Below are 13,703 nucleotides of genomic sequence, written 5' to 3' on the forward strand. Positions count from 1 at the left end.
CGGGCCGTTTCTTCCACCAGAACCGGCAAATCGCCGCCATTGCCGGATAGTTTCTGCCGGCGGCGATTCCGCTTGGGAGCAACTTGCGTTATGGGTAGATCATGAATCAGGTCGTCCGCTTCCTTCGCGCGACGCTGCGCTATGGCCTTCGTGTGCTTGGCGTGATTGCGGTCGCTGCCCTTCTTCTCGTCGCCTTCGTGGGCTTCACCACACCCGGCGCAAGGCTCGTCGCCTGGGCAATCGAGAAGTATGCGGCAACCCCTGACCAGATCGTGCGGATCGCCGATCCGAGCGCGCTGTTGACCGGCAAGTTCACGGCCGGAAGCATCACGCTGTTCGATGGCGAGGGCGTCTATGCCGAAGTGCGCGACCTCGATCTCACCTGGTCGCCCGCCGCCCTTCTCTCCTTCCGCTTCGAAGCCGCGGCGCTCTCGGCCGGCTCGGTGCGCGTCGAGCGCCTGCCGATCCCCTCCACCGAGACCAAGGAAGTCCGCTCGACCTTTGCGCTTCCCGTGGACGTCAAGATCGACGCGATCGATCTCAAGGAGATCATCATCGGCAAGGCAATCGCCGGCGAGGACCAGTTCCTGACCGCCAGCGGCAAGGTGAACGCGACCAACGAGAGCATCGCCCTTCAGCTTGCGGCCGCCCAGCGCGACCGGCCGGAAGCGCGCGCGGTCGCCGATATCGTCTTCAATCCGGCGGGCAACGAGCTGAAGCTCGAGGCGACCGTGGACGAGCCGAACAACGGCGTGCTGGCAAAGCTGCTTCGCCTGCCCAACGAGCCCGCAGTCAACATCAAGCTGACCGGCGAAGGCCCGCTTTCCGACTGGGCCGGCAGCGCCACGGCCGCACTCGACGGCAGCGAAATTCTCAAGCTCGACGGTCGCCACGTCCAGACGCCCGACGGAATGCACCGGCTGACCGTTAACGGCGGCGGCGGTTTCGGCTCGCTGATGCCGCCGGCGCTACGCCCGATGTTCGAGGGTGACACCAGTCTCGACATCGCCGCCGCGTTCAACGACCAGGGGCTGGTTCAGGTCGACAAGGCTCATGTGACGACGGGCGCGCTCTCCTTTGCCGCTTTCGGTACTTACGACAGCAAGGGCGAGAACAACCTCAAGGCCAGGCTTGCCGGCACCAACGGCCCTGTCGACTTCCGCTGGCCGCTGCAGAAGGGTGAAGCGCAGGCCAAGATCAATGCCGTCGATTTCTCGCTGATCGGCGACGCGCAAGCCGCGATCCTCGATCTCACCGCAGACGTCACCTCCCTGGCGGTGCCCGACGTGGCGCTTGGCGCAGTCAAGCTTTCGGCACGCAGCGACGGCTTCAATCTCCAGGCGCAATCCGGTCCGGTGAAGGCGGCAATCGAGGTGGGCGAAGCCGGCTTCAACGACCCCAACCTCGCCCGCCTGGTCCAGGTGCCGCTGAAGGTGGACGCAATCCTCTCCGTGACGAAGGAAAACATCGCCTTCAACCCGGTGACGATCGAAAGCCCCGGTATCGGCGGTTCGCTCACCGGCGCCTTTTATCGCGACGAGAACACGGTTTCCGCGGCCTTCAAGCTCTTTGCCGTTCCGGACGCGTTGCCGCCGGCGGCCGCCGCGAAATTCGATGGCACGATCGCACTCTCGGGCGAAGTGAAGACGGCAACCGACGGCGGCGTCACCGTGGAGGGCCTCGAGCTCAAGTCGGGCACGATCGAGGCCGCCGGCACCGTTGCGCTCGCGCAGAGCAACCTGACGGCCGACCTTAGGGGTACCCTGCCTGATCTCGGCAAGCTGCTTGCCGATGCCAAGGGCCAGGCCGACTTTACCGCCGCCGTGACCGGCCCACTTTCGGAACTCGGCATCAAGGCCGAGTTGACGTCGAGCGGCGCGACACTGGCCGGACGCACGCTCAGCGACCTCAACGTCAAGGCCGACGCCAAGGCCAACCCTTCGAGCCCGCAGGCAAGCCTGACCGCGACCGGTGCACTCGACGGCCAGGCCATCGACGTCAAGGCCGACGTCGTCTCGAAGGATGGCCAGACCGCAATCCCGGTGCTCGAAGCCAGGATCGGCGAGAACAAGCTGACCGGGGCAATCAGCTTCACCCCCGATTTCAAGCCGGACGGCACGGTCAGCTTCGACCTGCCCGATCTCGGCCTCTTGGCCGCCATGGCCGGGCAGAAGGCCTCCGGCGACCTCAACGGCTCGGCGGCCATCAAGACCCAAAACGGCATCACCTCCGTCGTCGTCAAGGCCGGCGGCAGCGGCATCAAACGTGACGCACTGACGATCTCCAGGCCGACCGCCGACATCACCATCGCCGACCTCGCGGCCCTGGCGATCAAGGGCAGCATCCGCGCCGAAACGGTGGCGCAGGGCGAAAACCGTGTTTCCGGACTTGCCGTCGATTTCGAGCAACAGGCCGGCCGCACCGGTTTTGCCATCGACGGCAAATATGACGGCGGACCGCTGACGGTGAAGGGCGACCTCGCGGGCGCCAAGGGCCGCACGGAAATCCGCCTCGCATCCTTTGGCGCAACGCCGAAGGGCATTGCCCTGAAACTGGCGCAGCCGACGGTGATCGCCATCGAAAACGGCACCGTCCGTCTCAACGCGCTGACGATCCAGGCATCGAAAGGCACGATCGCAGTCAACGGCACGGCTGGCGAAAAGCTCGACATCACTGCGAAGCTCAACGCCCTGCCCGCAGCACTGGTCAACGCCTTCGCACCGGACCTCGGCGCCGAGGGCACGATCGCCGGCACCGTCGATGTCGAGGGCGCAGCGTCTGCCCCGGTCGTCGCCTACGACCTCAAATGGTCGGGCGCCTCGCTCGCGGCAGCCCGCACCGCGGGCGTTGCGGCCTTCGATGTGACGGCGGACGGCAAGTTTGCCAACAACAAAGTGACGCTCGATACGACGCTTTCGGGCGCCGGCGGACTTTCCTTCAAGGGCGGCGGCAATGTCGACATCGGCGGCAACATGCCGATCGCGATGAAGTTCAGTGGCAACGTCCCCTTCGCCCTCATCGCCAACCTGATGGCGGAGAAAGGCTTCACGCTGACGGGCCAGGCAAATGTCGATGTGGCAATCTCCGGTTCCGCGAAGGCGCCGCAGATCGCCGGCACGATCACCACGTCAGGCGGGCGCCTCGTCGACGTGCGTCGCAACCTGGCGCTCAACGACCTGACCGCCAATGTCGCGCTCGATGGCAAGCAGGCGACGATCTCCAGGCTCTCGGCCAATCTCGCGACCGGCGGCTCGGTCGAAGCCAGCGGTACCGTCGGCACCGTACCCGGTTCCGGCTTCCCGGCCAACCTGACGATCAAGCTGAACAACGCGACCTACGTCGATGGCACCCTGTTCAACGCCAACGTTGCCGGCGAGATGACCTTGACCGGTCCCCTGGTCGCGACCCCGACGCTCGGCGGCAAGGTGACGATCCGCAAGGCATCGATCACCATTCCGGAGAAGTTGCCGACGTCGCTTTCGGCCATCGACATCAAGCACAAGAATGCGCCGCCCAAGGTGCGGAAGATGGTCAAGGACCTACGCAAGGACGAAGTGCCGGCCGCAGGTGCCAATGCCAGCGGCGTGATTGCCTTCGATCTCGGCGTCAACGCCCACCAGATCTTCGTGCGCGGCCGCGGCATCGACGCGGAGCTTGGCGGCGACCTGACGATCCGTGGCACCGCCGTGCAGCCAATTGTTTCCGGCGGCTTTGAGATGCGCCGCGGACGGCTCGAAATCCTCGGCAAGCGCCTGACCTTCACCGACGGCAATATCGGCTTTGGCGGTGACCTGATCCCGACGCTCGACCTCAAGGCGACCTCCAGCGTCGGCGCGACCACCATCACCGTCGCGGTCGCGGGCCTCGCCAACAATCCGCAGATCGCCTTCTCTTCCTCCCCGGCGCTGCCGCAGGACGAAATCCTGGCGCAGCTCATCTTCAACCGATCGCTGTCGAACCTCTCGGCCTTCCAGATCGCCCAGCTCGCCTCCGCCGTCAGCCAGCTGGCCGGCGGCGGATCGACCTCGCTGCTCGACGGCCTGCGCAACAAGCTCGGCGTCGACGATCTCGACGTCACCACCGACGAGAATGGCGGCGCGTCCGTGCGCGCCGGCAAGTATCTCAACGACCGCACCTATATCGAGCTGCAGCAGGGCTCCGATTCCGCCTCCAGCAAGGCGGTCATCAATCTCGATGTCGGCAAGGGCGTGAAGCTCAAGGGCTCAGCCGCCGGCGACGGTTCGGCCTCGGGCGGCGTCTTCTTCGAAAAGGAATATTGAGCGGCGGCGGGCGTAAACACGCCTGTCCCGCCCGCATGACAAGGAAGCCGGTGGGTCGATCGCGATCCACCGGCGCCAGAGCCCCTGTGTTGCCCGCTCGACAGCAAGCTCACTATGGTCTTTTGGATGCACCGGCGGCGCCTGAAGCCGTGATCGGTCGAATGTCGTCGGCGCGGAGCGCGCTGCCCTTCTTGCGCCTGTTTCAGGCCCAGCCATTCTCGGGGACGAAGGAGACCTCGCGGCGTGGGCGCGTCTGCTCGTAGCGGTTCCATGCGACGGCGTCAGGTGACAGGCCGGTCATCTCGGTTTTTCGGGCGAGCATGGCGAGTTCGTCGATCGACAGGGCATCGCCGCGCTCGATCTTCTGGAGCGCCGCATCGATCAAGGACAGGCCGTGTTCGACACGGTCGCGCAGGTCCAAGAACGCCGATTGCTGGACGGCTAGCGTTTGTCCGAGGGCCGGCGCAGTACCGGCGAGCATTTCGGTAATCCGGGTGAGGCTAAGGCCAAGCCGCCTCAAAGCCATGATTTCGGTCAGCCGCGCGATTTCGACCGCACCATAGAGCCGCCACTTCTTCTGCGTCCGCCGGGGCGTGATCAGGCCGCGGTCCTCATAGACGTTGAGAGCGCGGATGGTAATGCCGAGACGGTCGGCGCATTCGGCCGCCGACAGCAGTTCATTGTGGTTCACGACCATGAGCACCTCTTCGAAACACTTTCAATAAGGTGACTTTGCGGTCGACCCGAGCGGGCTTTGCGAAGCTTTGATGGAGATTTGGCGAAGACGCACCGTGAAAGGCGATTTGCCGGCACGCGCCGTCAAAACTTGCGGGACCGCTCCGTGGAAATGCCACTTTGCCAAACCTACATCGGCATCCAGGCGCGACCGCGCGCCCCGTTGTTTCATTCCTTTTTTCAGGTGATTGCCTTGCCCTCTTCTTTTCCGCGTCCCGAACTGCCCGAACCATTCCGCCCTCTTGTCGCTGGCTATCAGTGGAACCGTGATCTGCTCGGGCAATCCGGCTCGAGCATCTTTCTCCTGAAAGCGCCCGATCGACCCATGCTGGTGCTGAAACTCGAGGAAGCCGGCCTGTTCAGCGAGTTCGTCGACGAGGCGGCGCGGCTTGATTGGCTGGCATCAAAGGACGTGCCCTGCCCGCGGGTGATCGCTCGTGCCTTCGGCGCGGAGACGAACTGGCTGCTGCTGCAAGCAGTGCAAGGGACGGACCTCGCCTCCTCGACGCTCTCGCCCAAGGACCAAATCGTCATCCTCGCGGACGCGCTGAAGCAACTGCATGCGCTGGATATCGCCAACTGCCCCTTCGATCACCGGATCGAAGAGCGCATCGCCATCGCGAAGGCGCGCACCCAGGCAGGCGTGATCGACGAAAGCGACTTTGACGAGACGCGGCTCGGCCGAACGGCGGCGGATCTCTTTGCCGAACTTCAGGCGCGCGTGCCCCAACCCGGCGAACTCGTCGTCACCCATGGCGACGCCTGCCTGCCGAACATCATCGAGAAGAACGGCCGGTTTTCCGGCTTCATCGATTGCAGCCGGCTGGGCGTCGCCGACCCCTACCAGGACATCGCTCTTGCCTGCCGCAGCATCGTCCACAATCTCGGCGAGGAATGGGTTCAGCCGTTTCTGACCCGCTATGGCCTCGACAAGGACGATTCGGAGAAACGTGACTTCTACTGCCTGCTCGACGAGTTCTTCTGATCGTCAGGCAGCAGGCATGAAATCCACCCAGAGCACATGCCCGGGCAGCGAAAGGGCCCGCAACGCCTCAGGCGGCGTTGCGGGCCTCGATGCTCAGATCGACGACGTCGGCATCTTCCATAGCGTTGAACAACGCCCAGATGTGGCCGAAGGGGTCGATGAAGGCGCCGACGCGATCGCCCGTCGACAAGGTTTCGGCCGCATTGCGAAGGCTTGCGCCTGCGCCGATCGCTCGGCCGATGACGCGATCGACGTCGCGCACATGCAGCTCCAGGATCACCGCCGTGGTGCCGAGCGCATGCGGCGAGCGCGGCCCGCCAAGCTTGGGTTCCGCATCGCGGCGCGGATTGGCCCCGGCAATACGGAACACCGATTCCCCGATCCTCAGATCCGCACTCGTCAGAATGCCGCTCGGCCATTCATGCCTTTGCAGCAGTTCGGCGCCGAGTGCTTCGCGATAGAAGGCGATGGCGCGATCCTCGTCGCCATGCCTGACGAACAGCTTCACACAGATCTGCCGATCGGCAAGCCTGCCGCCATTGGCAACCATGACATCCTCCATCTTGGGTGAGGCGGCCATCATAGCGAAACACGAGAACAAAGCAAGAACAATTCGACTCTGAGAGGCAATTTCCTCACCGCTTCGGGCGGCCAGAAATGCTCAGAACGCGCCGGTCATCTTGCTGGTTTTCAACAGGATATTCGTCTCCGTAACGGTGATGCCGTCGATCAGGCGGATGCGCCGCAGCGTTTCGTCGAAAGAGACGAGATCGCGGTCCTGAAGCTCGGCGATGAAGTCCCAGCGGCCATTGGTGCTGTGCAGCGCCCGCACCTGCGGCAGTCCGCGCAATTGCTCGGCGACACGATCGGCCATCTTGCCGTGCACCTCGATCATGACCACGGCGCGCACCCCGGAGGCCGGGATTTCGGCACCGGTGCGGATGGTGAAGGCGGCGATCGTACCATTGGCGACCAGCCTGTCGATACGGGCCGCCACCGTCGCCCGCGACACGCCCGTCATTTCCGATAGCGTCGAAACGGGAATGCGCGCATTCTGGCGCAGAGCGCTTATCAGCGCCTGGTCGAGATCATCCATAGCCTGCCACTTTGTAAAATCGGACTTAGCAATCTGTCGAAACTAGCTCACTAATCGGCAGTTTTCCATCTTTTTGCTGACGCCCATTTTGGCCATAATCCACACATCCCGGACTGGGTCACATGGGAATTATCTTGAGAAGGAATCGGGCGGACATGACGACTATCACGCTGATCGGCGCACCCATCGAGGAAGGTTCTGGACGACGCGGCGCGGCCATGGGTCCGACGGCCCTGCGCATCGCCGGCATCGACACAGTGCTGCGCGATCTCGGCCATACGGTTCACGACGAAGGCGACGTCAAGCCGCTGCCGGCGCGCGATCTCGCCAACCATCCCGGCGCCAACAACCTGCAGATCGTCGCAGCCTTCGCCCGCGCCCTGCATGATTCCGTGCACGACACCGTGCGCAAGGGCCATTTCCCGATCATTCTGGGGGGCGACCATGCGCTTTCGATGGGCAGCGTCTCCGGCATGGCGCGCTATGCCGCAGACGTCGGCCGGCCGCTGTTCGTGCTCTGGCTCGACGCCCATGCCGACTTCAACTCGCCGTCGACCTCGCCCTCCGGCAACATGCACGGAATGCCGGTCGCCTTCTTCTGCGGCCAGGCCGAATTCGCCCCGATCCTGCCGTCCGACCGTCCGCTCGTCGATCCGAAGAAGGTCTTCCAGGTCGGTATCCGCTCGGTCGACGACCGCGAGCGCGAAGAGATCACAGAACATGGCGTGCGCGTCTTCGACATGCGCGCCGTCGACGAACTCGGCATGGCTCACATCATGCGCCAGATCCTCGAAGAGGTCCGCGCCGCCAATGGCCTGCTGCATGTCAGCCTCGATGTCGATTTCATGGATCCTGAACTGGCGCCCGGCGTCGGCACCACCGTTCCGGGCGGCGCCACCTTCCGCGAGGCGCACCTGATCATGGAAGTGCTCTGGGAAAGTGGGCTCGTTTCCTCGCTCGACGTCGTCGAGCTCAACCCCTTCCTCGACGATCGCGGCAAGAGCGCGCGCATCCTGGTCGAACTGACGGCGAGCCTCTTCGGCCGCCGTGTTCTCGACCGGCCGACCCGCAGCGCCTAGATCACGGAGATCTTGGGTCGACTGGATCCAAGATCATAGGCGTGAACGGCTCTCATAAGTCTAAGCGGGATGCGGGCGGAAAACCGCGCACACTTTTCCTCATCCCGCTCAGACAAAGAAACACCGGAGGACGATATATGAACACGACGGCTGCCCTGATCGAAACCGAATACCGGCTCGGCGCCCATAACTACAAGCCGCTCGACGTGGTGCTTTCGCGCGGCGAAGGTGTCTATGTCTGGGATATGGAAGGCAACCGCTACCTCGACTGTCTCTCGGCCTATTCTGCCGTGAACCAGGGCCATTGCCACCCGAAGATCCTGAAGGCGATGATGGAGCAGGCGCAGAAGCTGACGCTGACCTCCCGCGCCTTCCGCAACGATCAGCTGGCGCATTTCTACGAAGAAATCGCTGCGCTGACCGGCTCGCACAAGGTGCTGCCGATGAACTCCGGCGCCGAAGCCGTCGAGACCGCCGTCAAGGCCGTGCGCAAGTGGGGCTACGAGGTCAAGGGCGTGGCCGAGAACAAGGCCGAGATCATCGTCTGCTCCAACAACTTCCACGGCCGCACCATGGGTATCGTCGGTTTCTCGACCGATCCGGACGCCCGCACCGGCTTCGGCCCGTTTGCGCCGGGCTTCAAGGTCGTACCCTTCGGTGACATCGACGCCTTCCGTGCGGCGATCAACGAAAACACGGTCGCCTTCCTGGTCGAGCCGATCCAGGGCGAAGCCGGCGTCATCGTCCCGCCGGTCGGCTACTTCACGACGGTGCGCGAGCTCTGCACCAAGCACGGCATCACGCTGATCCTCGACGAGATCCAGACCGGGCTTGGCCGCACCGGCAAGCTGCTTGCCGAAGAGCATGAGGCGATCGAAGCCGACGTGACGCTGATTGGCAAGGCTCTGTCGGGCGGCTTTTATCCGGTCTCGGCGGTGCTTTCGAATTCCGAAGTGCTCGGCGTCTTGAAGCCCGGCCAGCACGGCTCGACCTTCGGCGGCAATCCGCTCGCCTGCGCCATTGCCCGCGCGGCGCTGAAGGCGCTGACCGAGGAAGGCATGATCGAGAACTCGGCAAAGATGGGCGAGCGCTTCCAGAAGGGCCTCACCGACATCCGTTCCAACATCATCAAGGACGTGCGCGGTCGCGGCCTGATGCTGGCGGTGGAACTGGTGCCGGAAGCCGGCGGCGCGCGCAAGTATTGCGAAGCGCTGAAGCAGCTCGGCATCCTTGCCAAGGACACCCACGGCGACACGATCCGCATCGCGCCGCCGCTCGTCATCACCGCCGAGCAGGTGGATTGGGCGGTCGAACAATTTGCCAAGGTTCTCGCCTCCGCTTGATCGCAAATCGCTTCCGCCCCGGGGTCACGCCCGGGGCGAGATCTTCGTAAGCACTTGCAAAAGCAAGTCTTAACGAATCCCGGCCTATAGTCCTTTCCCAAAGCGCAAAGCGGTTCCTCCGCGCATGATGCAGCTGCGCCCTGCCGGATGTGATCGGCGGACTGGAAGGATCTCTCCTTTACGGATCATTGACCGCGCCTGATGCGCCGTCAGCCATGCGGAGAGATCTGGAGTTTGGCGGTGTCGCGCCCCAGAGGCGTCGACCGGAAAGCTGGAAGGACCTTCGATGACAAGCACACTCAGGACGGCCGGGTTCGACGGCGAGACGCTGGAAATCATTGCGTTCCGCCTCCACGATCAGGAATTCTGCGTCAAGACGACGACGATCCGTGAAATCCGCGGCTGGGCGCCCTCGACGCCTATCCCGCATTCGCCGCCGGAAGTGATCGGCGTCATGAACCTGCGCGGCACGGTGATCCCGATCATCGACCTCGCCCACAAGCTCGGCATGAAATCGACCACCGCCAACGAGCGCAGCGCCATCGTCGTCGCCGAAGTGCACAACATGGTCATCGGCCTCGTCGTCGACCGCGTGTCGGATATCCTCACGGTCCAGGGCAGCCAGGTGCAGCCGGTGCCGGAAGTGACGGCCTCCTTCGACAAGAGCTTCGCCGAAGGCATCATCGCCAACGAAACCGGCATGATCTGCTTCCTGAACCTTGCCCGCATGTTCAAGGAACGCGAGGTCGAGGAACTGGCCGCCTAAAGCAACAGCTCAGCGATATTCAAGGCCGTCCGACGTCTCGTCGGGCGGCTTTTTTGTTGGTTATTTGCTCAGCCAGAGGGCGATACTTTAGAAAAACAGGAGAAACTAATTCAACTAAAATTGGGATCTACGAGTTCTTACAACTGAAATTTGATAGTTGCTATTTTAACACCTGCTTAATAGTCCTATCACTAACCTAGATTGCATAAACACGGCGCCTGGGCATGAAGCCCGCCAGTTCGAACTCCCCTCACGAAGCACTAAATCGCTGACCCGGTGGGCCGGCGCGGGACGACCAGACATGTTTCGGCAGGCCGGCATTTGTCTTAGTCCGGGAGTTTGCGCCGCTTCGGCTCCGCAAACCCTGTCAAAGAAGGCACGAAGCCCCCGGCTTGAGCCAACAAACGAGAAGAGGGTTACAATGTTCGCTCTCGGAAAAATTGCAGACGCGAACCAGATCATCGCCGCGCTATCGAAGTCGCAGGCTATCATCCAGTTCGACCTGACCGGCAAGATCCTGACCGCCAATGAGAATTTCTGCCAGGCACTCGGTTACAACCTCAGCGAAATCGTCGGGCAGCACCACCGCATGTTCTGCCCCGCCGACTACGCCCAGACGCAGGAATACCGCGACTTCTGGGCCCGGCTCGGCCGCGGCGAATTCGACGCCAATGCCTACAAGCGTGTCGCCAAGGGCGGCCGCGAAATCTGGATCCAGGCGACCTACAACCCGGTGCTTCGGGGCGGCAAACCCTACAAGGTGGTCAAGTTCGCAAGCGACATCACTGCCGCCAAGGCAAGGGCCACGGAAGATGCCGGCAAGCTCGACGCGATCTCCCGCTCCCAGGCCGTGATCGAGTTCACGCCATCGGGCGAGATCCTGACCGCCAACGAAAACTTCTGCGCCGCGCTCGGCTACAGCCTCCAGGAAATCCAGGGCAAGCACCACAGCATGTTCTGCGAGCCCAACTATGCTCGCACCGCCGAATATGCCGACTTCTGGAAGCGGCTCGCCGCCGGCGAGTTCTTTTCCAACGAGTTCGTGCGCTACGGCAAGGGCGGCAAGGAGATCTGGATCCAGGCGGCCTATAACCCGATCCGCGACTTCAGCGGCAAGGTCTACAAGGTCGTCAAGTTCGCGACCGATGTCAGCGAGCGCATGAGCGCCATCAACAGCCTCGGCGCGGGCCTGCGGGCGCTCGCCGAAGGCGATCTGACGCGCAACCTCGACACGCCCTTCGTACCAAGCATGGAAGCGGTGCGGATCGACTTCAACGATGCCACCGCAAAGCTGCGCGGGGCGATGCGAACCGTCGGCGACAATGCCAGCGCGATCGCCTCCGGCGCCCGCGAGATCCGGGCCGCCGCCGACGACCTGTCGAAGCGCACCGAGCAACAGGCCGCTTCCGTGGAAGAGACCGCCGCAGCGCTCGACGAGATCACCACGACCGTCTCGGACTCCAGCCGCCGCGCCGAGGAGGCCGGAGGCCTGGTCGCCAAGACCAAGGCCGGTGCCGAACGCTCCGGCAATGTGGTCAAGAGTGCGATCGGCGCCATGGACCAGATCGAACAGTCGTCACGCGAAATCTCCAACATCATCGGCGTGATCGACGACATCGCCTTCCAGACGAACCTTTTGGCGCTGAACGCCGGCGTCGAGGCGGCGCGCGCCGGTGAAGCCGGCAAGGGCTTCGCCGTCGTCGCCCAGGAAGTGCGTGAGCTGGCCCAACGCTCCGCCAGTGCCGCCAAGGACATCAAGTCGCTGATCGGCACCTCGACCGAACACGTCAAGAACGGCGTGTCGCTGGTCGGCCAGACCGGGGCGGCGCTTGAGGAAATCCTCGTCCAGGTCCAGGAGATCAACGCCAACGTCTCGGCGATCGTCGAGGCGGCACGCGAACAGTCGACCGGCCTCAAGGAGATCAACCAGGCGGTCAACTCGATGGACCAGGCGACCCAGCAGAACGCCGCGATGGTCGAGGAAAGCACGGCCGCAAGCCACGCCATGGCCCGCGAGGCCGAAGCCCTGCACGAACTGCTCCGGCAGTTCCGCTACGGCGAGCAGGCCCAGGTCGTCGACGCGAACCGCCACCTCGAAGATCGCGCGCAGCCATCACGCCTGCATGCCACCGCCCGCGCCATGCGCGGCGGACAACGAACAAGCCTGGCCGCGGCACCGGCTGCGGATGGCTGGCAGAATTTCTGAGCGCACATCCCTGCACCCCGCGCTCGGGAATGGGGAAGGCGGCGACCGGTAGCCGCCTTCCCTTAAATCCTTTCAGGAGAGTGCCCGCTTAGGAAAACGCGCCCTCGATGAGCGTGCAGAAAGCGCTGGCGGGTAAAGAATGCAGGCTAGGCCGCTTCCGGACGTTTGATCTTTGCGGCCGCCTCCAGCACCAGCGGCGTCAGCCCCTCGCCGCCATTGTCGATATGCTCGAACAATTTGCGCCGCATGCGCGGCTCCCAGTACTTGTTGATATGGGTGGCAACGCCCTGCGCCGCCTCGCTCTCGGGCTGGCTCTTGAAGAACGTGGCGATCTGGTTCGCCATATAGATCAGCTTGGCGTTGGTATTGTCATGCGACATCGACGGCAGCTCCGGACTTGATGCGTTCGGCATGGGTGAAAATCTCGAATTCGTCGCCGCGCACGAGCGCAATCAGCGTCATGCCCGCAGCTTCCGCCGTGCGAATGGCAAGCGCCGTCGGCGCCGAAATGGCGATGATCACAGGGCTGCCGACGACTGCCGTCTTCTGCACCATCTCGACGGACACGCGGCTGGTGACGACCACGGCGCCCTCGCTGCCCTTGAAGCCGGCGCGTGCGGCGGCACCGGCCAGCTTGTCGAGCGCATTGTGGCGGCCGACATCCTCACGCACAGCGATCAGCCCGCGGCCCGGCACATAGAAGGCGGCACCGTGCACGGCGCGCGTTTCGAAATGCAGCGGCTGCTGGCCATTGAGCAGCGCTACGGCCGAAACCACGTCCTCCTGCGACAACGTCAGTCTCGAACGGGAAACGTCCGGCGTCGGCCGTACCGCCTGCTCGATCGATTCGATGCCGCAAAGACCGCAACCGACCGGCCCCGCCATGTGCCGTCGGCGTTGACGCAGCATGTCGTTCTCTTCGTCCTGAAGCACGATCTGCAAGTCGATGCCGAGATTGCCGGCGACCGTCTCGGAGACGACCTCGACCGTTTCGATCTGGCCGGGATCGGTAATGATGCCTTCGGTCAGGCTGAAGCCGACGGCGAAATCCTCGAGATCGCCGGGCGTCGCCATCATCACCGCATGGGTCGAACCACCATAGCTGAAGGCGACCGGCGTCTCCTCCGGCACGGCGCGCGCACCGTCCCGAAGCGCGCCGTTGCGGCGAGCGGCCTCGGGAACGGTCTTGGATGTCCTAAACGTCGCCATGATC

11 protein-coding genes are annotated in these 13,703 nt (G+C 63.8%); 6 read left to right on the top strand and 5 right to left on the bottom strand.

Annotated features, from left to right (window positions below; all coding sequences use genetic code 11):
* Window positions 1–101: 101 nt before the first annotated feature.
* Complete coding sequence (locus IB272_RS12235; RefSeq protein WP_060582862.1) at window positions 102–4,280, top strand: translocation/assembly module TamB domain-containing protein; 4,179 nt, start codon at window positions 102–104, stop codon at window positions 4,278–4,280.
* Window positions 4,281–4,482: 202 nt separating this feature from the next.
* Here the strand turns inward: IB272_RS12235 and IB272_RS12240 are convergent, their stop codons facing one another.
* Window positions 4,483–4,977 carry a MerR family transcriptional regulator gene (locus IB272_RS12240; protein ID WP_060582861.1) on the bottom strand — a complete coding sequence of 165 codons (495 nt, stop codon included), beginning with the start codon at window positions 4,975–4,977 and terminating at the stop codon, window positions 4,483–4,485.
* A gap of 231 nt (window positions 4,978–5,208) precedes the next feature.
* Here IB272_RS12240 and IB272_RS12245 point away from each other — a divergent pair, with 231 nt between their 5' ends.
* Window positions 5,209–6,000, top strand: a complete 792-nt coding sequence (locus IB272_RS12245) for an APH(3') family aminoglycoside O-phosphotransferase (RefSeq protein WP_060582920.1) — start codon at window positions 5,209–5,211, stop codon at window positions 5,998–6,000.
* 67 nt (window positions 6,001–6,067) lie between these two features.
* Here IB272_RS12245 and IB272_RS12250 read toward each other — a convergent pair whose 3' ends face one another.
* Both IB272_RS12250 and IB272_RS12255 read right to left on the bottom strand, forming a co-directional pair.
* Complete coding sequence (locus IB272_RS12250) at window positions 6,068–6,550, bottom strand: VOC family protein (RefSeq protein ID WP_034802409.1); 483 nt, start codon at window positions 6,548–6,550, stop codon at window positions 6,068–6,070.
* 111 nt (window positions 6,551–6,661) lie between these two features.
* Window positions 6,662–7,096, bottom strand: coding sequence for an Lrp/AsnC family transcriptional regulator (locus IB272_RS12255; protein ID WP_043614769.1), 435 nt, complete (start codon window positions 7,094–7,096; stop codon window positions 6,662–6,664).
* Between the two features lie 155 nt (window positions 7,097–7,251).
* On the opposite strand from IB272_RS12255, the gene rocF reads away from it, so the two are divergent.
* The 4 genes from rocF (at window position 7,252) to IB272_RS12275 (ending at window position 12,490) form a co-directional block, all read left to right on the top strand.
* On the top strand, window positions 7,252–8,175 hold the full coding sequence (gene rocF, locus IB272_RS12260) for an arginase (RefSeq protein WP_060582860.1): 924 nt from the start codon (window positions 7,252–7,254) through the stop codon (window positions 8,173–8,175).
* 137 nt (window positions 8,176–8,312) lie between these two features.
* A complete protein-coding gene (gene rocD / locus IB272_RS12265) occupies window positions 8,313–9,518 on the top strand; it encodes an ornithine--oxo-acid transaminase (RefSeq protein WP_060582859.1) in 1,206 nt (401 codons plus the stop codon).
* Window positions 9,519–9,804: 286 nt separating this feature from the next.
* A complete protein-coding gene (locus tag IB272_RS12270) occupies window positions 9,805–10,284 on the top strand; it encodes a chemotaxis protein CheW (protein WP_034803080.1) in 480 nt (159 codons plus the stop codon).
* Window positions 10,285–10,705: 421 nt separating this feature from the next.
* Entirely contained in the window at window positions 10,706–12,490 is a 1,785-nt protein-coding gene (locus IB272_RS12275) for a PAS domain-containing methyl-accepting chemotaxis protein (protein WP_034802419.1), read from the top strand.
* 146 nt (window positions 12,491–12,636) lie between these two features.
* On the opposite strand, the gene IB272_RS12280 is transcribed toward IB272_RS12275, so the two are convergent.
* Window positions 12,637–12,870 carry a formate dehydrogenase subunit delta gene (locus tag IB272_RS12280; protein WP_034802422.1) on the bottom strand — a complete coding sequence of 78 codons (234 nt, stop codon included), beginning with the start codon at window positions 12,868–12,870 and terminating at the stop codon, window positions 12,637–12,639.
* Window positions 12,860–13,699, bottom strand: a complete 840-nt coding sequence (fdhD, locus tag IB272_RS12285) for a formate dehydrogenase accessory sulfurtransferase FdhD (protein ID WP_192444447.1) — start codon at window positions 13,697–13,699, stop codon at window positions 12,860–12,862. The genes IB272_RS12280 and fdhD overlap by 11 nt, the downstream gene beginning before the upstream one ends.
* Window positions 13,700–13,703 lie beyond the last annotated feature (4 nt).

This window comes from Ensifer sp. ENS08 (assembly GCF_014852195.1).
GTDB classification, from domain to species: Bacteria; Pseudomonadota; Alphaproteobacteria; order Rhizobiales; family Rhizobiaceae; genus Ensifer; species Ensifer adhaerens.